Genomic DNA, 18440 nt, shown 5'->3' on the forward strand with positions numbered 1-18440 from the left:
CGCTACTCGACGACGCTCACGGCTCTCGGGTCAGGAGTGTTCAGGATCGGGCGGCGATGCGCAGAGCATGCGAAGCACGAGTTCGAGGTGCTTCTCGCCCACCTCGTCGACCGTCAGGCGGCCGCCGGTGCGGAACCACGTGAACACGTACTCGCACATGGTCTCGATGGCATAGGACGTGGTGGACACGTCCTCGACGTCGAACTCGCCACGGTCGCTGCCCTGGCGAAGGATCTCGCGGAGCAGTTCGATGTAGGGACGGCTCAGGCGCCCGAGTTCGCGCTGTCCATCCTCGGTGAGCGAGGAGGCCAAGGTGGCGTAACTGTGGTTGCGACGATCACCAAGTTCCTCGAGCTGGATGCGGATGTAGGCACGAACGTAGTCGGAGAGGCGCTGCGTGGCCGTCCCGTCCGAACGCACCGATGCCCGCAGCTCGGCGTAGGAGCGCTCATACATCCGCTTGAGCATTCCCGCGAGGAGGTCCTGCTTGGAGGGGAAGTGCCAGTAGATCGCTGCTGGGGTCATCCCGGCATCACGGGCGATCCGGGTCATCGCAGTTCCCTCGTAGCCGGACTCCTGGAACAACGTGAAGGCAGCCGAGAGGATTCGCTCGCGGGCGCTGACGTCGGCCGCGTCATCCTTCGGCAACGTGGAGCCGTCAACGGGGGCGCTCATGCCGCGATTCTAGGGGTGGTGATGGCCCTCTCCCTCCCCCAGTCGGGCGTTGTTTCCGGTGTCGGTCTCGGCTGCCGGTGCGCGCTGCCGGCCCGATCGCGCCGAGGTGGCGTCGAAAAGGAAGAGCGAGGGGCCTTGTCGATGAATGAACGTTTAGTTATCGTGAGGGCACTGGCTAAACGTTCATTTAATGGAGGCGACGATGTCGATCACGTTGGAAGCCAAGGCCTCGGGACCTGAGTCAGTCGAGGAACGATGCCGGCCGCAGCGGGTGCTCGTCGTCGACGACCACGAACTCACGCAGGCGGGCCTGCGCGCCGTGCTGGGCTGCGAGCCGTGGGTCGCTTCCTGCCTCGGGGCGGGTTCGGTCCAAGCGGCCTGGGACATCGCGCGGCGACACCACCCGCAGATCGTGCTGCTCAGCACGTCGGTGCAGGGACGTCCGTGGACCGACCTGTGCCGCCTGCTCCAGGGGCAGATGCCGTACGTGAAGATCGTGTTGATGTCGGCCGACGGCGCCGTCCCGGTGCCGTTGGCTCAGTCGCGGGGTGCTGTCGGGTTCCTGCCGACCCAGCTTCCCGTCCCCGGCATCGTCGCCGCCGTGCGGCGGGTCGCAGAGGGGGGACGTGCCTTTCCCAAGGGGGCGGCGAAAGCGGATGCCGTCCATCTCTCCCGGCGGGAACTCGACGTACTGCGTCACCTGGTGGCCGGACTCAGCAATCCCGAGGTGGCGGCGCGTCTGAACCTGTCGCGCCACACCGTCAAGCAGCACGCCAGCGGCGTGTACCGCAAGCTGGGTGTCAGGAACCGGGCCGAGGCGGCGAGTCGTGCCCACATGCTCGGGCTCGTCACCTGATCCCGCACTTGGTCGGTGCCGCCGTGATGGGGGTACCGGTCGACCTCGAGGTGAAGCACACGATGCCCGCCGGACCCCAGGGGTCTGGCGGGCATCGTGTCGGTGGCGGTCCGGCGGAAGCCGGTGCTAGCAGTACGCCGTTGCGTCGATCTCGACCAGCGCACCCTCGAAGGCGAGTGCACTGATGCCGACGACCACCATGGCAGGGACCCGCAACCCGGTGGCGGCGACCGCTGCACCGAAGCCCCCGAAGACGTCGTCGTTGATCTCGGGACGGTAGTCGACGACGTAGATCCCGAGCTTGGCGATGTCGCCCACCTGGGCGCCGGCGCCCTCGACGGCGCGGACGACGTTGCGCAGCGCGAGCTCGGTCTGCCCCGCGTAGTCACCGGGATGTTGTAGTTCGTCGTTGGTGTCCACGGCAATCTGGCCACCGACCTCGATGGTCCTGCTGCCGGTGGCGACCGCCGCGTGGACGAAGCCCCGCGGCCGGTAGAGCGTCTCGGGCTTGACGTAGTCGGTCACGGGCATCAGGCCACCTCCAGGCGGACGTCGAGCGGGGCGAGCGCTGATCGCTCGCCCGCGAATGGGGCAAGTCGTTCGAAGAAGATGGTCGGGTCGATGCAGCCCTCGGGCCCGAGGACGCCGGTCGCCTTGATCTCACCGCGGGCCAGCATGCCGACCGCGATCGCCATGGGAACGCAGGTTGCCTCACCCATCTCGCCTTCGGGCATGTAGTTGGTCGACACGGCGACCCGGGCTGGCCGACCGCCCTTGGTGCCTTCGGCGTATGCGAAGACACCCGGGAAGTCCGGGACCGGGCCTGCCTCCGGGCCTCGTCGACCGGGGCTCATGATGAGTTCCCTGCTTGCCTCGGGCACCGTGAGTTCGCCGGTGCGGACGCGGTCTCGGACCTTGCGAGCGGCATCGATGAGACCTGGGCGGGAGAACATCACGTTCAGCGACTCATCGATCTCCGGGTAGTAGCGCGGCAGTGTGATCGGTTCGGGATGGCCACACGTCCACACTGTTCCTGCACCGATGTCGGGGTAGTCGATGACGAGCTCCTCCAACGCATCCGCCTCGTGGAACCCGCCCTCGCGCCAGACGCGGATCGGCTCGGCAAGGTTGTGGATCCAGTGGTCGATCGCCGCGGCAGGCTCGACATCCTCGCGATTCTCGGGTGCCTTGGGGATGCCCGAGCCCCCGCGCCACCCGGTGTACAGCTTCTCGACCGAGTCGAGCTGGTCGTGGGCGACGGCAGCGAGGAGATTGGAAAGGCCGGGCGAGGCGCCGATGCCGATGATCGCGGTCACGTCCTTGGCGCGGGCCGCATCGTCGAGCTCGAGCATCTGGATCGTCGGCTCCCAGTCGTCGGCGATGTCGACGTAGTGCCTGCCTGCCTCGAGCGCGGCTTCGAGGACCGGCCGACCGTACAGGTAGAAGGGTCCCACCGTGTTCAGGACGACATCCGCATCGCCGATCGCGGCGAGCAGGGCGTCGCGGTCGGTGATGTCGAGGCAGACGCCGGTTGCTTTCGGTCCGAGCTGGTCGGCGAGTTCGCGGGCGCGGTCGCCGTCGCGGTCGGCGATGACCAGTGACGTGATGGCCGAGTCCTCAACGGTGGCGGCGCAGGCGACACGTCCCATGTCGCCCGCTCCGCCGATGATGATGATGCGCATTTGCTACTCCTTGGCTGAAGATGGCCGGGCGTCGACCGCCCCGCCGCGAACGTGGAAGCGCGACCTCACTGAGCGGTGTAGCCGCCGTCGATGATGAGGGCCTGGCCGGTCATGAAGTCGGAGGCGGCGGACGCGAGGAAGACGGCGGGGCCGACCATCTCCTCAGGCTGGGCCCAGCGGCCCAGTGGTGTCATGCGGCGCAGGTACTTCGCCGTCGCGTCGTCGCTCACTGCGCGGGCGATCATGTCGGTGTCCACGAAACCCGGGCAGAGGGCGTTGACCTGGACGTCCTTGCGGGCCCACTCCAGCGCCAGCGCCTTCGTCATGCCCATCACGGCGTGCTTGGAGGTGATGTAGGCGATCTCCTCGCGGGTGCCGACGTGACCGAAGATCGACGCGATGTTGATGACCTTCGCGCCGCCGTCCTTGAGGTACGGGGACGCCGCCCGGCACAGGAGGAACTGCGACCGGACGTTGAGGTCGATCACCTTGTCCCACTCCTCCGTCGTGGTGTCGTCGACTCCCTGCTCGTTGTCGTAGCCGGCGTTGTTGACCAGCACGTCGATGCCGCCGAGCAGCTCAGCCGCACGCGCGACCATCTGCGCCGGCCCGTCGTCGCTGCTGCAGAGGTCGGCGACCACGGGAAACACGGCGCCGTCGAGGTCCGCGGACAGCCGACTGGTCTCGTCGAGGTCGTCGGCGGAGCGAGCCACGGCCACGACCTGCGCTCCGCGCGAAGCGAACCCCAGGGTGATGGCTCGCCCGATGCCACGGCTGGCCCCCGTGACGACTGCGCGCCGGCCGGTCAGGTCGAAGGTGTCGGCTGCCTGAGCCGTCTCTGTGAGTGTCATGCGAGCAACTCTCGAACGACGCGGCTGCACCACACGCTCCGCTCAGTCGAATCCTGCCCACTTGGGGGAGATCGCAGACCTGCGTACCGCGGAGACCTCCCCTGACTGGGTAGGAAACCTCCCCGAAGGGATGGATTTCGGTCGCGGCCGGTGGCCACCATCAGAACGTGACAACGGATTTCGACCCATCCCGCACGCCGATCCTGACCCTGGCGGCCGCCGCTGCCGACGCCCCGGACCTCCCCCTGGTCTCGGTTGAGGGGGAGGAGGCCACCTACGGCGAGGCCTGGCGAGCGGTCCGCGAGACCGCCCTCGGCCTACGTCGATGCGGAGTGGATGTCGGAGACCGCGTCATCCTGTTGATCCCGAACCGGCTCGAGGCGATCTGGGCCTGGTTCGGCGTGCAGGCGGCCGGTGCTGTCGATGCACCGATTTCCGTGGAGGCTCCCGGCGCATTCCTTCGCTACCTGGCCGAGGACCTCTCGCCGACGGCGGTCATCGGCACGGCTCCGCTGCTTGCCGCACTTGCCGAGGTGATGCCCAGTCCTCCGGACCTCGCAGTGGTGGTCGGCGAGGCGGCGCCTGAGGAGCCGCCCTTCGGGACCGATGTGCGGCACCTCGGGTTTGACGAACTGCGCGCGATCGGTGCGGCATCCCCAGAGCAACTCGAGCCACCGCCGGCATCGACTGTCGGCACCATCATGTACTCATCGGGCACGACCGGTCCGTCGAAGGGCGTCATGCTCTCGCAGGGCTACTACGCGACCCTGTCTGCGGTCCACGCTGACGTGTTCGACCTGGCCACGGGGGCGACGACGTACTGCGTCCAGCCGCTGTGCCACATCGACGGGCGGTCCTCGGTCGTCAACACGATCAACGTCCGCGGCCGACTGTTCCTGGGGACGCGGTTCAGCGCGAGCCGCTTCTGGGAGGAGGTCGAGCGCTACGACGTCGACTACTTCTACTACGTCGGCACGATGATCCACCTGCTCCACAAGCAGCCGTCGCGTGCCGCGAGTTCTCCGGTGCGACACCGGATCGGCATCGGATCGGCGACGCCGGCAAGTATCCAGCGCGAATTCGAGGCGCGCTTCAACTGTGAGCTCGTCCAGGGGTACGGGCTGACCGAGTTCGGTCTGATCCTCGCTCAGCGAGTGGGCGACAACGCCCCGGGCCACGTCGGCCGCACACTCCCGTGGGTCGAGGTGCAGGTCGTCGACGCCGACGACGTGACGGTTGCCGATGGCACGCCGGGCCAGTTGATCTGCCGGCCCCTCCGTCCCCACCTGCACATGCTCGGCTACTGGAACAAGCCCGAGGCGACGGTCGAGGCGTGGTGCGGACTCTGGTTCCACACCGGCGACGTCGTCGTCCGACACGACGATGGCTGCTTCGAGTACGTCGGGCGCGCCAAGGACTCCATCCGTCGACGCGGCGAGAACGTCTCGGCCTGGGAGGTGGAGCAGGCAGCATCCCGGCACGAGTGTGTGCTCGAGGCGGCGGCGATCGGTGTCCCCTCCGATGTCGGAGAAGAGGACGTCGCTCTCCTGGTGGTCCCGTCGGCGCACGGCAGGCCCGAGCCATCGGAGCTGCGCTCCTTCATGGCCTCCGACCTTCCGCGCTACGCCCTCCCGCGCTACGTCGAGGTTGTCGAGGAACTCCCGAAGACGCCGTCGGAACGGATCGCGAAGGGACTGGTGCGCGAGCGGGGTCTCTCACGGGCCGCATGGGATGCCGAGGAGACCTCGGTCAAGGGATGACCGGCGCGAGTGATCGGCGATCCCCCAGTCGGGTGGAAACGATCACGGAGTACGACACGAGAGCAGCCTCGCGCGTGACGATGGTGCTCACGGCAGCTTCGTGACACGGAGCGACTTCGGAGGAGAGTGGACGCGTGCGCAACCTGGACACGGGCCCGACGATCGTGATCGGAGCCGGCCTGGCCGGTCTGACCGCAGCGTGGCGGCTCGCCCGCGAGGGCATGGAGGTCATCGTCGTCGAAGCCGAGGAGCGAGTCGGCGGCCGGGCCTACACCGCTCGTGAGGGCTGGACCGACGGTCAGTACACCGACTACGGCGGCGAACTGGTCGATGCGGACTATCGAGCACTCATCGCAGTGTGCGAACAGGTCGGAGTGGAACTCACCCAGCCCATCGCCTATGCCATGCCCGAGGACGACGACCTCTCCACGGTGGAGGGCTACCTCCGGGTCGGCACGTTCGTGATCCAGGGTGAGGTGCTCGACCGAGCGTCCTGCCTGGCAGCGGGACGCCTGATCCGTTCGGCGGCCGAGGCTCACCCGCCCACGCAGGGAGAGATCGTCGAGCAGTGGATCCTCCGCGCCCGCCTCGCGCCCCGCGAGGCGGGCATCGTGCGGTCCGTTGCGCGGATGCTGTGCCAGCTCGACCCGTGGGACTGCGACGTCCACTTCGTCTTCGGCAAGCCGAGCGCCGGTTTCCGACGGATCGTCGGTGGCACCCAGCGGCTCGCGGAGGCCCTTGCCGACGGTCTGGACGTCCGTCTCGGCGATCCGGTGGCCCGCGTCCATCGTTACGGCGGGGTGGCGGTCGAGACCGAGAGCGGAGCGTCGTACCGCGGGAGCCGGGTCGTGTGTGCCACCGGGCCCTACGCGATGGCCCAGATCGGCTTCGACCCGCCCATGGTCGAGGAGAAGATCTCGACCGTGCAGTCGCTGTTGCCGGCCATGGGTGGCAAGGTCATCGCCCAGTACGCCGAGGGTGACGCGATCCGTGAACGATTCCGTGAGGTCGTCTACACCGACGATGCCTTCAACGCGTGCTGGGTCACCATGCACGAGGCAACGAGCGGTCCGGCGATCGTGACGTCCTTCGTCACCGGTCAGGCACGCCATCTCCTCGGCGATGACGACGCCTCACTCGCCCGGCTCGACGAACTGGTCGGACAGGTGGTCGACGGCCCGGTCACGCGGCTGCGTGGCGAGGTGAAGAACTGGTGGGCCGACCCGATCGCCATGGGGGTCACGGTGACGCCGTACGACCCCGCACGGCCCGCGATCGCGGGGACACTGTCCGCGATGGAGCGCCGGACGCACATGGCCGGTGACTACACCGAGGGCGGCATGGCGGGGACGCTCGAGGCTGCCGTCCGTTCGGGCCATCGGGTCGCGGACGAGATCCTGCGCACGCCACAGCGTTTCCACATCGACGACATCAACGAGAGGTTGGCCCGGGCATGAGCACGGTGGTCATCGGTGCCGGGCTGGCCGGCACGTTCGCAGCCAGGGCGCTGGCGCAGGCCGGCGAGGACGTGGTCGTCCTCGAGGCGACGTCGCATTTGGGTGGGCGCACCCGCACGAACCGGGAGGTGCTCGAGCACGGACAGGTCGCCGATCTCGGTGGCTCCTTCATCGACATCGGACAGGATCTGCTGCTCCAGTTCTGTGTGGACAACGACATCGAACTCAAGCCCGAGATCCGGATGTTCCCCAAGGGGCCGGGCGAGCGTTACAGCGGTGCCTCGATCCTCCTGGGGCACGTGGTGTCGGGGGAGCGGCGACTCGGGGAGGACGAGCGTGCTGCGATTGCGCAGGAAGTGCAGGATGCGCTGGACGCCGTGCCCCCGACCGACACCGAGACACTGAAGGCCTGGGTACGCCGAGCCAGTCTGTCGCCGCGCGCTGCGGCCGCCTACGTGATGCAGGGTGCGTTCAATCCCACCGCCCGCTCGGAGCTGGTGTCCTCCTGGCACGTGCACCCCGGTGACATCGGACGGATCTGCTGGATCCTGGCCGACGGCACCGACACCATGGCGCGCGTGGCCTCGTCGGGACTCGACGTTCGAATCGACACCCCGGTGCGGCTGGTCGAACGGGCTGGTGGGACCTACCGGGTGCACACCGACGCCGACGTGCTCAACTGCGACAACGTCGTCGTGAGTGCGTCGGTCCAAGCGACTCGTCGGATCGGATTCGACCCCGTGCTGCCGTCCTGGAAGATCGAGGCACTGTTGGGTACCCCGCTCTCCCAAGGGGGCAAGGCAGTCGGGCAGTACCGCGGGGGCGCGGCCATTGCCGCAGCAGCCGGACCGAGCACCATGACCGATGGTCCGGTCAGCATGTTCTGGCTCAAGCAGGGCCCGGATGACACGGTCATCGCGATGGGAACCATGGCCGACCTCGGTGACGGCATGCTCGACGACGAGGAGGCAACGCTCTCCTCGCTCGACCGCCACATCGAGGTCATGACGGGCACTTCCCACGAGCGGATCGCCGGTGTCGTCCAGAACTGGACCACCGAAGAGTTCTTCGGCGGCGTCGTCAACCTCGGCACCGGCGGGTTCGCCCGCAGAGCCGCCCTCGGTGCTGCGGTGGGGGGGATCCATTTCGCGGGGGAGGCAACGGGCGAGTGGCCCAGTGCAATGGAGGGGGCCGCGCGTTCGGGACTGAGGGTCGCCGCGGAGATCCTACAGAAGCGACGGGCGCACACGGGCCTCGTCCCCGCGTGACCACCGTGCAGCCGGTCCCGGTCATCGTGCAGGGCATGGGCGGCCTGGGGCGGGTGGCCGTCGAGGTGTGCGATGGCACCCCGGGGGTCGAGCTCGTCGCCGTCGTCACCCGGAGGCCCGAGGCGGCGCGGGGGCTCCGTGACGAGGTGGCAGCCCTTGCCGATCTCGGCGAGGCGGGGCGCGCGTTCCCGGGATCACTGGTCCTGAGCACCATCCACGCCATCGGGGAGGAGCTCGAGGTTTCTCTGGCAGATGGCGTCAGGGCCGGGCTGGACATGGTGACGAGTTCCGGGTTGTTCCACCCGCCCACCCAGCTGGCAGACGGCGGCACCGCGCTCGATGCGCTCGCGCGGGAGTACGCCGTGCGAGTGATGGCGGCGGGTGTCCAACCCGGCTTCGTCCTCGACGTGCTGCCGGCATCGGTGCTCGACCTGGCGCCGGGGTGGACGACGGTCGACGTGGCCAAACCATCGGATGCGCGCGCCTGGCCGGTGTCGACCCGGCACATGCTCGGCATGGGCGAGTCGCGAGACGTCCTGGAGTCCTCAGTGCCCTATCCCTTGGCGCCGTCGGCGCAGCTTCTCGCGGAGGCCGTCGGACACCAGGTGACCCGACTCCACGAGTCACGCACGGCGAGGACTGCCGGCCACGACCTCGCGCTGGCCGATGAAACGATCCCGGCAGGGAAAGCGATCGGGTTCGTACAGGAGTGCGTGGCCGAACTCGAGGGCGGCCGGACGATCCGGCTGCGGTGGGAGCCGACCCTGGACCCGACCGACGAGTCCGACCTGTCACTGCGTCTCGACGCGGTCGGGGCAGCCGACCTCAGCCTGCGCCTGGACGGCTCATTCCGTCGCGACCCGTACCCAGCGACGGCGGCACGAATGCTGAACGCGGCCGTACGTGGCCGCAGCCTCCCGCCCGGGCTTCACCTCCCGCTGGCACCCGGGCTCGCCTGGCCGCCACAGCAGTGAGCATTCGATACCCCACCCTGCGGATCAGGATGCTGCGGGGTGAACTCAGGGCCGCCGCCACCCACCCATGGTCCCGCCGTGCACCGGTCCCAGGCCGGTGACGCGGTCGACCGTCATGACGACCGTGTTGAATTCCCCGAGCTTCCACGGGTAGCCGTTCGGGTTCCCGTGGGCTCGAGCCAGCCGATCAGGCATGTCCGGCTCACCGGCTCTGAGGTCGACCGAGCCGGTGAGCAGTGCGTAGGCTGGGACGCCGGGCCCATGGAGGTGGCGGTCGTCGACCGACACCACGGCGAGCCGAGGGTTGTGTCTGAGGTTGCGCATCTTTGTCGACGTGGCCATGAAGAACATCGCAAGCTCGTCGCCACGACGCTCGGCCCACACGATGCTTGCCTGGGGCGATCCCATGCGGTTGACGGTAGAGGCGACGACCGGGATCGGCCGGTCCAGAAGCCCGCAGAGCAACGGTGAGTGCGTGAGCCGATCCGGTTCTCTCATCCTTGGTGATCTCCTGCTTGCTCGAGCTCGGGTCGTTCAACTGTGTGCAGCAGGGCTGAGCGTTCGGCCTCGTCCAAGGGACGCGGTCCGCGGGTGTTCTTGTCCCAAGCGACGTAGCGTGTCTGGGCGGCGGCGCACCGCGTGCCAGCGGTGTCACTGAGCGCGAGGTCCAGGACGAACGAGGTCACGCCGACTCGCACGACACCGACGTGCACCGTGATCGGCTGGTGTTGGCGCTGCACCTCGCTCAGGTACTCGATGCTTGTCCTGGCCGTCACGTAGGCCGGGGAGGTCTCCCCCCAGCGCTCGCTGACGAACCGACCGACCGCCTCCTCGTACGCCGCTGGGTAGGCAGCCGCGGTCATGTGGCCGAGTTCGTCGAAGTCGCGCCACCACACCTGGATCTCGGTCGACCACCACCCATCGGTGGTGGTCGACCGATCGGCACGCCGCCCCGCCGGGCCGTTCATCCGTGTTCCTCGATCACGGCCAGCAGGTCGTCGGCGTCGGTGAGGCTGTCGTCGGTCAGCGGCGCCAACAAGTCGAAGAACTCTCGGGGGTCGATGGCTGTTTCGGGGGCGTGCACACCGGCCTCGTGCAATGCGCCACGCCGGAGCAGTTCGACCCCGATCGCCAGCGGGATGCCCGTGTTGCCACCCATCTTCGCCGGATGGAACGCACGCGGGTGGACAGCCACCCGATACGGGTTGCCGCCCTTCTCGCCGATGGCGAGTGCCCATTCGATCGGCAACGGGCTCCGCTCGCCGGCGTCGTCGGGCTGCGGCGGGTCGGCGAGCATCGTGGCGCCGGTCTGCAGGTCGATCTCACCGGCGGCGAAACGAGTGGCGACCTCGCGCAGGTACTCAAAGAGCCAGGCAGGGCCGGACTGGAGGTTGAGCGAGGAACGGAGTTCGGGGTGGCGCCGCGGCAGCGTGATCGGCTCGGGGTGGCCCATGGTGTAGGCGGTGACCTTGCCGAGTCCGGGGAAGTCCAGGTCGACCTGTTCGACCGGGTCGACGGTGCCGACGGCCCCGTCGACCCACGCCTGGATGGGTTGCGCGCACTGGTGCAGCCAGTGCTCGACCGCGGCCGAGGCGGCAGGTGCCGGGAACCCGGGTTCGTCGACAATGGTCGCTCCGCTGAGTTTCCAGCCGGTGTGAAGCTCGTGGACGACGTCGAGCCGGGCTGCGGCGTGCGCTGCACACAGATTGGTCACACCGGGGCTCCCGCCGAGGCCGACGACGACGTGCAGCCCGCGTCGACGGGCCTCCTGGTCGAACTTGAACGCCTCGATCGTTGGCTGCCAGTCGTCGTTGATGTCCAGGTAGTGGCAGTCAGATTCCAGCGCAGCACTGAGGATCGGTCCGACGAACGTCGCGAACGGACCCATCGTGTTCACGACCACGTCGTGGCCGGCGAACGCGTCGCGAAGCTGGGCCTCATCGGTCGCGTCGAGGCGGAGAGCTCGGCAGGCACCGCCGACGGCTGTCGCGACACGTTCGGCACGCTCGAGGTCGATGTCCGCAACGGTCAACAGGGACGCGCTGCCGAGCTTGGCGATGGTGCGGACCGCCCATCGCCCCATGGAGCCGGCCCCGCCGACGGCGATGACCCGCAGCGGACGATGTGAATCGGACATGTTGCCTCCTGAGCGATCGGGGCCAGCTCGGTGGGACACGCGGTCTGACCTGGTGATGATCGGAGGCTAGGAGTTCGCGAGGAGCAGGAGCCGGAGTCCGGCACAAGCATGCCCATTGGGGGGAGGCAGCAAGCCCTCCACGAGTGGACCCCGCGAGAAAGCGACAGGACGCCATGTGGCACGCCGGTGGCGGCGACGGGGAGTCAGCACTCAGAGCAGCATCCCCCAGTCGGGTCCTATGTCGGATCGCAGGCGGCTGACCGATCGCGTGATCCACCTAACATCCAGCCAATGCCCACACCGGGGGATTGGAGAGCAATGAAGACAACCACGCACCGCGGACGCACCGCCTGCGGGATCTCACTACTGATCGCGCTCAGCCTCGTGGTCACTGCCTGCGGCAGTGATTCCGACAGCGCTGCAGGCGAGGACGAGTTGACCTTCGTCAACTACGGAGGCGACGGCATGGACGCCGCCAAGGCCGGCTGGCTGGAGCCCTACACCGACGAGACGGGCGTCACCTTCGAGACCGATGCGCCGAGCGACCAGGCGAAGATCAAGGCCATGGTCACGTCGGGCAAGGTGACGTGGGATGTCGTCGACATCGACGCGGCGTCGGCGGGTCCCGAGTGCGGGACACTCTACGAAGAGCGACCCTCCAGCCTCGACACCAGCGAGTTGATGACCGACATGATCAGCGACGACTGCATGATCCCGATCATCGGTCAGACGGTCGCGCTCGTCTACAACACCGAGCTCTACGGCGACAACCCACCGACCTCGATCACGGACTTCTTCAACAGGGACTTCGAGGGCCAGCGGATCATCTTCGACTACTGGACGGGTAGTGCCGAGCCGCTGGCGTTGGCGGCCGGGGTCCCCGCCGACGAGGTGTACCCGATCGACTGGAACAGGCTGGACTCCGCCGTCAGCTCCCTCGGCTCGAACCTCACCTTCCAGTCGACGCTCGACCAGGCGGTGCAGTCGATGGAGTCGGGCAACTTCGGTATGTGTCTGTGCTACACCGGCCGCACCGCGCTCGCTGCGCAGAACGGCGCCAACGTCGACGTGGTCTGGGACAAGGTCTGGTACGGCTGGGACGGGTTGTACGTCGTCAAGGACTCACCCAACGCGGACCTCGGGTGGGACTTCGTCCAGACCCTCGCGACCTCCGAGGGCCAGAGCGGCTACTACGAGCAGCTTCCCTACGACGCGACGACCACCGGTGAGCCCAGCGGCGAGGTCCCCGAGGAGTTCAAGCCCTTCAAGTTGAGCTTCAACGAGGACCAGGTGCAGGAGACGGTGCTGTTCGATCCGGAATTCTGGTCAGAGATGGGCGCCACGGCGGCCGACGAGTGGACAGCTCTGACCTCGGGCTGACGGAGAGCGAGCATGACGACAACACACGCTGCCGGCCGGGCATCGAGGGCTGGCGCCCCCGATGCCCGGCCGGCACGTCGGTGGCCGAAGCCGAGTTCGACGTGGCTCCTGGCGCTGCCACTGACGGTGGTGGGAGTGTTCTTCGCCTACCCGCTGGCGCAGATGTTCCAGGCGAGCTTCACTGACTTCGTCGTCGATCCGCACGGCACGTGGGACAACTACACGTGGTTCCTCACCAACTCGGTACAGCGCACGATCGTGGTCCGCACCGTCACGGTGACGCTCGTCGTGACCGCACTGTGCCTGGTTCTGGCCTACCCCTACGCGTACATGATGACCGTCGTCTCTCCCCGCATGCGTCTGATCATGGTGGCCGCGATCATGCTGCCGTTCTGGACCAGTCTGCTGGTGCGGCTGTATGCGTGGGTCATCATCCTGCAGGGCAACGGGCCCCTGAACACCACACTTGACCGGTTCGGCTTCGGCAGTGTGAACCTGTTGGGCACTGTCGAGGGAGTGGCGTTGGGGTCGGTCCACGTGCTCCTGCCGTTCATGGTGCTGCCGCTCTACGCCAGCCTGACCAACATCGATCGGCGGCTCATGGACGCGGCCATCAGCCTGGGCGCACGGCCCTCGGTTGCCTTCGCGCGCGTGTACCTGCCGCTCTCGGTGCCCGGGGTGCTCGCTGGGTCGACGATCGTCTTCATCTTCATGATGGGCTTCTACTTCACCCCGGCGTTCCTGGGGAGCTCGCGCAACAGCCTGATCTCGGAGCAGATCGTGGATCAGGTCAGCCAACTGCTCGCATTCGGGCGAGGCGGCGCGATGGCGCTGCTCCTGCTGCTCCTCACCCTCGCGCTTCTCGGCCTCGCCGCGTGGCTGAGCAGACCCGTGCTCCGCGCACTCGGGGAAGGAGAACGGTCATGAGAGGCACCGTGCGGACGCGTCGGTCGCGTTCGATCCTCGCCGTGTACTGCATCCTCGTCGGACTTTTCGCACTACTTCCGACGCTGATCGTGGTGCCCATGAGCTTCTCCTCCGTCCGCTCGCTCCAGTTCCCCCCGCCGGGTTGGTCGACGCGCTGGTACGAGGAGTTCTTCACGAACCCGGAGTGGCGCGAAGCCGCGCTGACCTCAGTGAGGGTCGGTGGTGTGGCCGCCCTGCTCGCCACGATCCTCGGGACGATGGCAGCCATCGCGCTGGTGAACAGTCGCCGACGCTGGACGGTTGCCGCACGTACCTTCCTGGTGGCGCCGATGATCGTGCCACTCGTCGTCACCGGCGTCGGCGTGTACTACGTCTTCCTGCGCTGGCAGTTGACGGAGACGTTTGTAGGTTTCGTCGTCGCGCACACCGTGCTGGCGATACCGATCGTGGTGATCACCGTTGGCGCGTCGCTGCAGTCGTTCGACATGCAACTCGTCCAGGCGTCGAAGAGTCTTGGCGCCGGTCCGTTGGCGACGTTTCGGACGGTGACGCTCCCACTGATCCTGCCGGGCGTGCTCGCCGGCGCGCTGTTCGCTTTCCTCATCTCCTTCGACGAGGCAGTTGTCTCGCTGTTCCTGTCCGGACCCACGATGCAAACCCTGCCCATCAAGATCTTCCAGAGCGTCACGACGTCGTTGGATCCGACGGTCGCGGCCGCCTCCACGGTCCTACTCGGACTGACGACCCTGGCGCTGCTGGTGCTGGGGATGCTCACCTACCTCAGAGACAAGGCGGAAGCACATGACTGAGCACGGAGTCGGACTCGCCCTGAGCAACCTGACGAAGACCTACGGGTCCTCGGTCGCCCTCGACGGAGTGGACCTGACGGTGGCGCCCGGCGAGTTCATGACCTTGCTGGGACCGAGTGGATCCGGCAAGACGACCACCCTGAACCTGATCGCTGGATTCATCGAACCCGATGCCGGCACCATCGACGTCGGTGGCGCCCCCATCGTTGGACTCCCGGCACACAAGCGCGACATCGGCGTCGTCTTCCAGCAGTACTTGCTCTTCCCGCACATGAAGGTCGGTGTCAACGTCGCCTTCCCCCTGCGACGACGAGGAGTCTCCAAGCGAGAGGCTCATCGACGTGCCATGGACATCCTGGAGATCGTCGGTCTCAACGACATGGCGGATCGCTACCCGAGGCAACTGTCAGGCGGTCAGCAACAGCGGGTCGCCCTGGCACGTGCACTGGTGTTCAACCCCAAACTCCTGCTCCTCGACGAACCATTGGGTGCCCTGGACAAGCGTCTCCGGGAGTCCTTGCAGCTGGAGATCCGACGGATCCATCGCGACCTCGGGGTGACGTTCATCTTCGTCACTCACGACCAGGAGGAAGCACTCGCGATGAGCGACCGGATCGCGGTGTTCAGTGAGGGCCACATCGAGCAGGTCGGGAGCGGGGAGAGCCTCTATCACAACCCGGACACGCTGTTCGTGGCGAAGTTCCTCGGCGATTCGAACGTCATCGAAGGCTCACTCCGAGTCGACGACGGTCGCACCCACATCGTCGACGGTGACCGTCGCTTCCTCGCGCCGAGTGCCACCGCGACTGACGAGCGAATGGCGATCGTCGTTCGCCCCGAGTGCGTTCGGCTGGTCTCCGAGGCTGCACGAACCGACGATCTCAACGTCATGGCGGGCGAGGTTTCGGAAGTGACCTTCTTCGGGCACCGGCGCCGAGTGTCCATCGAGGCCGAGGGGCGAACAATGCTCGTGGACGAGAGTGGCCATGGGCCGGCGCCCAAACCCGGCGAGAAGGCCCTCGTGGCGTGGCGTCCCGAGGACGCCTCGCTGGTGGGGATCGGTCGGCGTGGCAGGTAGGTCGGGCCGAGGGTGAACACCCGACAGTCGGGGGATTGATCGCCTCAGCGGCACGCTCCATGCTGGACTTAATAAGCGTTCAGTCAGTTGGAGGTAGTTGTGCCCGAGGCCGTCATCGTCGCCACCGCCCGCTCGCCCATCGGTCGGGCCGGCAAGGGTGTCCTCAAGGATGCCCGCCCGGACGAGCTCGCCCAGCAGATGGTGAGCGCGGCGCTGGCCAAGGTGCCGGCACTGGATCCTCGTGAGATCGACGACCTGATCCTCGGAGTTGGTCAGCCTGCCGGCGAGGCGGGCAACAACCTGGGACGCGCCGTCGCGGTGCTCTCCGGCGTGGACCACCTGCCCGGCGTGACCGTCAATCGCTACTGCTCCAGCAGTTTGCAGACCACCCGGATGGCCATGCACGCCATCAGGGCGGGTGAAGGCCATGCGTTCATCTCGGCAGGTGTGGAGACGGTGAGTCGGTACGGCCACGGCTTCGCCGACAACCCGGAGGGACAGAACCTCGCCTTCGCCGATGCCCAGGCCGTCACGGAAGAACGCGCCGGTGGCGGCGCCGAGCCGTGGGTGGACCCGCGCACCACGGGCGCGCTGCCAGATCTCTACATCGCGATGGGGCAGACAGCGGAGAACGTCGCGCAGGTACTGGGCATGTCACGCGCCGAGCAGGACGAGTTCGCCGTGAGGAGCCAGCACCTCGCCTGCGAGCGGATCGATGACGGCTTCTGGGCCCGTGAGATCTCACCGGTGACGCTGCCCGATGGCACCGTTGTCACCGCAGATGACGGGCCCCGTCGGGGCACGACCATCGAAGCGGTCGGTGACCTCAAACCAGTCTTCCGCCCCGACGGGACGGTCACCGCCGGTAACGCCTGCCCCCTCAACGACGGGGCCGCGGCACTCGTGGTCATGAGCGACGTACGAGCACGTGAACTCGGTGTGATGCCCCTGGCCAGAATCGTTTCGACCGCGGTCACCGGCCTTTCTCCTGAGATCATGGGCCTGGGGCCGGTGGAAGCAATCCCGGCCGCGTTGAAGAGCGCCGGGATGTCACTCACGGACGTCGACCAGTTCGAGATCAACGAGGCTTTCGCCGTCCAGTCCCTCGGCTCTGCCCAACAACTCGGGATCCCGCTGGAGAAGCTCAACGTGAATGGTGGAGCGATCGCCGTGGGACACCCCTTCGGCATGACGGGCGCACGCATCACGAGCACCCTTCTCAACTCACTCCAATGGCACGACCAGCAGATCGGCGTGGAGTCGATGTGCGTCGGCGGCGGCATGGGCATGGCCATGGTCGTCGAGCGACTCTCCTGAGTCGCCATGCCCGGCCCGGACCCACGTCGAACGACCGTTGCGAACTCAGACAGGAGCGCCCTCGTGGCTCAGACCAACACCGCGATCGTGAGTGGAGCAGCGCGCGGCATCGGAGCAGAGGTCGCCAGACAACTCGCTTCAGATGGACTTGCGGTTGCCGTTCTCGACATCGACGCGGACGCATGCCATCAGGTGGCATCCGAGATCGACGGTGCCGGAGGAGCCAGCATCGCGGTCGGTGTCGACGTCACCGACGAGAAGGCAGTGACCGAGGCGGTCGACCAGGTCGTGGGTGAGCTCGGCGCACCAACGGTCCTGGTCAACAACGCCGGCATCATCCGCGACAACCTGTTGTTTCGCATGACGCTGGAGGAGTGGGACCAGGTGATGAGCGTTCACCTGCGCGGTGCCTTCCTGCTCAGTCGCGCGGTGCAGGGACACATGATCAACAGGGGCTTCGGCCGCATCGTGAACCTCTCCAGCACCTCTGCCCTCGGGAACCGGGGACAGGCGAACTACTCCGCCGCCAAAGCAGGGGTGCAAGGCCTCACCAAGACCCTGGCGCTGGAACTCGGGAAGTTCGGGGTCACGGCCAATGCGATTGCTCCGGGATTCATCGAGACCGACATGACGCGGGAAACTGCCCAGCGACTGGGCGTCTCCTTCGATGACTTCAAGGCAGCAGTTGTCGCGGACATCCCGGTCGCCCGCGGGGGCCATCCTGCCGATGTCGCACACGCGGTGTCGTTCTTCGCCAGCGAGGCAGCCGGGTTCGTGTCCGGTCAGGTGCTGTACGTCGCAGGAGGGCCCACGTCATGAGGGCCTTCCACAGTGTTGCCGACCTCGAGAACGCCGTCGGCACCCACGTCGGCTACTCCGACTGGCACCCCGTCACACAGCGGCAGATCGACCAGTTCGCCGAAGCAACGGGCGACCATCAGTGGATCCATGTGGACCGGGACCGCGCAGCGACCGGGCCGTTCGGCAGCACGATCGCGCACGGATACTTGACCCTCAGCCTCGTGCCGATGCTCACGGCCGAGGTGTACTCCGTCGCCGGTCTCCAGATGGGCGTCAACTACGGCGCCGAGCGACTGCGGTTCCCCGCCCCCGTACCCGTCGATGCTCACGTCCGAGCAGGCGTCGAGATCATCAGCGTCACTCCGGGCGACGCTGCCTACCGACTGGTCGCCCGAGTCACCGTCGAGCGACAGGGAAGCGACAAACCGGTGTGCGTCGTCGATGCGGTCAGCGTCCTGGTGCCCTGAT

General features: G+C 67.4%; 19 protein-coding genes. 12 read left to right on the top strand and 7 right to left on the bottom strand.

Annotated elements, in window-relative coordinates:
• Nucleotides 1–30 precede the first annotated feature (30 nt).
• Nucleotides 31–675 (bottom strand): TetR/AcrR family transcriptional regulator, encoded by a 645-nt coding sequence (locus KUV85_RS14450; protein WP_219960590.1) that lies wholly within the window; start codon nt 673–675, stop codon nt 31–33.
• A gap of 190 nt (nt 676–865) precedes the next feature.
• Between KUV85_RS14450 and KUV85_RS14455 the strand changes: the two genes are divergently transcribed.
• Entirely contained in the window at nt 866–1531 is a 666-nt protein-coding gene (locus KUV85_RS14455) for a response regulator transcription factor (protein WP_219960591.1), read from the top strand.
• A 126-nt stretch (nt 1532–1657) separates the two neighbouring features.
• Here KUV85_RS14455 and KUV85_RS14460 read toward each other — a convergent pair whose 3' ends face one another.
• The 3 genes from KUV85_RS14460 to KUV85_RS14470 form a co-directional block, all read right to left on the bottom strand.
• Nucleotides 1658–2062: a RidA family protein gene (locus tag KUV85_RS14460; RefSeq protein ID WP_219960592.1), complete on the bottom strand. Its 405-nt coding sequence runs from the start codon at nt 2060–2062 to the stop codon at nt 1658–1660.
• Complete coding sequence (locus KUV85_RS14465; RefSeq protein WP_219960593.1) at nt 2062–3213, bottom strand: saccharopine dehydrogenase family protein; 1152 nt, start codon at nt 3211–3213, stop codon at nt 2062–2064. Before KUV85_RS14465 ends, KUV85_RS14460 begins: the two co-directional genes overlap by 1 nt.
• Before the next feature lie 65 nt (nt 3214–3278).
• A complete protein-coding gene (locus tag KUV85_RS14470) occupies nt 3279–4064 on the bottom strand; it encodes an SDR family NAD(P)-dependent oxidoreductase (protein WP_219960594.1) in 786 nt (261 codons plus the stop codon).
• A 167-nt stretch (nt 4065–4231) separates the two neighbouring features.
• Between KUV85_RS14470 and KUV85_RS14475 the strand changes: the two genes are divergently transcribed.
• The 4 genes from KUV85_RS14475 (at nt 4232) to KUV85_RS14490 (ending at nt 9523) form a co-directional block, all read left to right on the top strand.
• Nucleotides 4232–5824, top strand: coding sequence for an AMP-binding protein (locus KUV85_RS14475; protein ID WP_219960595.1), 1593 nt, complete (start codon nt 4232–4234; stop codon nt 5822–5824).
• A 134-nt stretch (nt 5825–5958) separates the two neighbouring features.
• The gene (locus KUV85_RS14480) at nt 5959–7281 is read left to right on the top strand and encodes a flavin monoamine oxidase family protein (protein ID WP_219960596.1); all 1323 of its coding nucleotides are present in this window, start codon (nt 5959–5961) and stop codon (nt 7279–7281) included.
• On the top strand, nt 7278–8549 hold the full coding sequence (locus KUV85_RS14485; RefSeq protein WP_219960597.1) for a flavin monoamine oxidase family protein: 1272 nt from the start codon (nt 7278–7280) through the stop codon (nt 8547–8549). The genes KUV85_RS14480 and KUV85_RS14485 overlap by 4 nt, the downstream gene beginning before the upstream one ends.
• Nucleotides 8546–9523, top strand: a complete 978-nt coding sequence (locus KUV85_RS14490; protein WP_219960598.1) for a hypothetical protein — start codon at nt 8546–8548, stop codon at nt 9521–9523. Before KUV85_RS14485 ends, KUV85_RS14490 begins: the two co-directional genes overlap by 4 nt.
• A gap of 45 nt (nt 9524–9568) precedes the next feature.
• On the opposite strand, the gene KUV85_RS14495 is transcribed toward KUV85_RS14490, so the two are convergent.
• Genes KUV85_RS14495 through KUV85_RS14505 form a run of 3 tightly spaced genes read right to left on the bottom strand, consistent with a single transcriptional unit; the run spans nt 9569 to nt 11660 of the window.
• Nucleotides 9569–10021: a pyridoxamine 5'-phosphate oxidase family protein gene (locus KUV85_RS14495; protein WP_337926631.1), complete on the bottom strand. Its 453-nt coding sequence runs from the start codon at nt 10019–10021 to the stop codon at nt 9569–9571.
• The gene (locus tag KUV85_RS14500) at nt 10018–10491 is read right to left on the bottom strand and encodes an acyl-CoA thioesterase (protein WP_219960600.1); all 474 of its coding nucleotides are present in this window, start codon (nt 10489–10491) and stop codon (nt 10018–10020) included. The genes KUV85_RS14495 and KUV85_RS14500 overlap by 4 nt, the downstream gene beginning before the upstream one ends.
• Entirely contained in the window at nt 10488–11660 is a 1173-nt protein-coding gene (locus KUV85_RS14505) for a saccharopine dehydrogenase family protein (RefSeq protein ID WP_219960601.1), read from the bottom strand. Before KUV85_RS14505 ends, KUV85_RS14500 begins: the two co-directional genes overlap by 4 nt.
• A gap of 318 nt (nt 11661–11978) precedes the next feature.
• On the opposite strand from KUV85_RS14505, the gene KUV85_RS14510 reads away from it, so the two are divergent.
• From KUV85_RS14510 to KUV85_RS14540, 7 genes are all read left to right on the top strand, one after another.
• Entirely contained in the window at nt 11979–13040 is a 1062-nt protein-coding gene (locus KUV85_RS14510) for an extracellular solute-binding protein (protein WP_219960602.1), read from the top strand.
• A 135-nt stretch (nt 13041–13175) separates the two neighbouring features.
• The gene (locus tag KUV85_RS14515) at nt 13176–13967 is read left to right on the top strand and encodes an ABC transporter permease (protein ID WP_219960603.1); all 792 of its coding nucleotides are present in this window, start codon (nt 13176–13178) and stop codon (nt 13965–13967) included.
• Entirely contained in the window at nt 13964–14776 is an 813-nt protein-coding gene (locus KUV85_RS14520) for an ABC transporter permease (protein ID WP_219960604.1), read from the top strand. Before KUV85_RS14515 ends, KUV85_RS14520 begins: the two co-directional genes overlap by 4 nt.
• Nucleotides 14777–14843: 67 nt before the next feature.
• Nucleotides 14844–15854 (top strand): ABC transporter ATP-binding protein, encoded by a 1011-nt coding sequence (locus KUV85_RS14525; RefSeq protein WP_219960605.1) that lies wholly within the window; start codon nt 14844–14846, stop codon nt 15852–15854.
• Between the two features lie 99 nt (nt 15855–15953).
• A complete protein-coding gene (locus tag KUV85_RS14530) occupies nt 15954–17171 on the top strand; it encodes an acetyl-CoA C-acetyltransferase (RefSeq protein ID WP_219960606.1) in 1218 nt (405 codons plus the stop codon).
• Nucleotides 17172–17234: 63 nt separating this feature from the next.
• Nucleotides 17235–17990, top strand: a complete 756-nt coding sequence (locus KUV85_RS14535) for an SDR family oxidoreductase (protein ID WP_219960607.1) — start codon at nt 17235–17237, stop codon at nt 17988–17990.
• Nucleotides 17987–18439 (top strand): MaoC family dehydratase, encoded by a 453-nt coding sequence (locus tag KUV85_RS14540; RefSeq protein ID WP_219960608.1) that lies wholly within the window; start codon nt 17987–17989, stop codon nt 18437–18439. Before KUV85_RS14535 ends, KUV85_RS14540 begins: the two co-directional genes overlap by 4 nt.
• Nucleotide 18440 lies beyond the last annotated feature (1 nt).

The sequence above is a fragment of the Nocardioides panacisoli genome (genome assembly GCF_019448235.1).
GTDB lineage: Bacteria > Actinomycetota > Actinomycetes > Propionibacteriales > Nocardioidaceae > Nocardioides > Nocardioides panacisoli_A.

What these genes read in the sequence shown, in the direction of transcription:
- KUV85_RS14450 (WP_219960590.1), bottom strand. Translation starts at nt 675, where the DNA reads ATGAGCGCCCCCGTTGACGGCTCCACGTTGCCGAAGGATGACGCGGCC.
- KUV85_RS14455 (WP_219960591.1), top strand. Translation starts at nt 866, where the DNA reads ATGGAGGCGACGATGTCGATCACGTTGGAAGCCAAGGCCTCGGGACCT.
- KUV85_RS14460 (WP_219960592.1), bottom strand. Translation starts at nt 2,062, where the DNA reads ATGCCCGTGACCGACTACGTCAAGCCCGAGACGCTCTACCGGCCGCGG.
- KUV85_RS14465 (WP_219960593.1), bottom strand. Translation starts at nt 3,213, where the DNA reads ATGCGCATCATCATCATCGGCGGAGCGGGCGACATGGGACGTGTCGCC.
- KUV85_RS14470 (WP_219960594.1), bottom strand. Translation starts at nt 4,064, where the DNA reads ATGACACTCACAGAGACGGCTCAGGCAGCCGACACCTTCGACCTGACC.
- KUV85_RS14485 (WP_219960597.1), top strand. Translation starts at nt 7,278, where the DNA reads ATGAGCACGGTGGTCATCGGTGCCGGGCTGGCCGGCACGTTCGCAGCC.
- KUV85_RS14495 (WP_337926631.1), bottom strand. Translation starts at nt 10,021, where the DNA reads ATGAGAGAACCGGATCGGCTCACGCACTCACCGTTGCTCTGCGGGCTT.
- KUV85_RS14500 (WP_219960600.1), bottom strand. Translation starts at nt 10,491, where the DNA reads ATGAACGGCCCGGCGGGGCGGCGTGCCGATCGGTCGACCACCACCGAT.
- KUV85_RS14505 (WP_219960601.1), bottom strand. Translation starts at nt 11,660, where the DNA reads ATGTCCGATTCACATCGTCCGCTGCGGGTCATCGCCGTCGGCGGGGCC.
- KUV85_RS14510 (WP_219960602.1), top strand. Translation starts at nt 11,979, where the DNA reads ATGAAGACAACCACGCACCGCGGACGCACCGCCTGCGGGATCTCACTA.
- KUV85_RS14520 (WP_219960604.1), top strand. Translation starts at nt 13,964, where the DNA reads ATGAGAGGCACCGTGCGGACGCGTCGGTCGCGTTCGATCCTCGCCGTG.
- KUV85_RS14540 (WP_219960608.1), top strand. Translation starts at nt 17,987, where the DNA reads ATGAGGGCCTTCCACAGTGTTGCCGACCTCGAGAACGCCGTCGGCACC.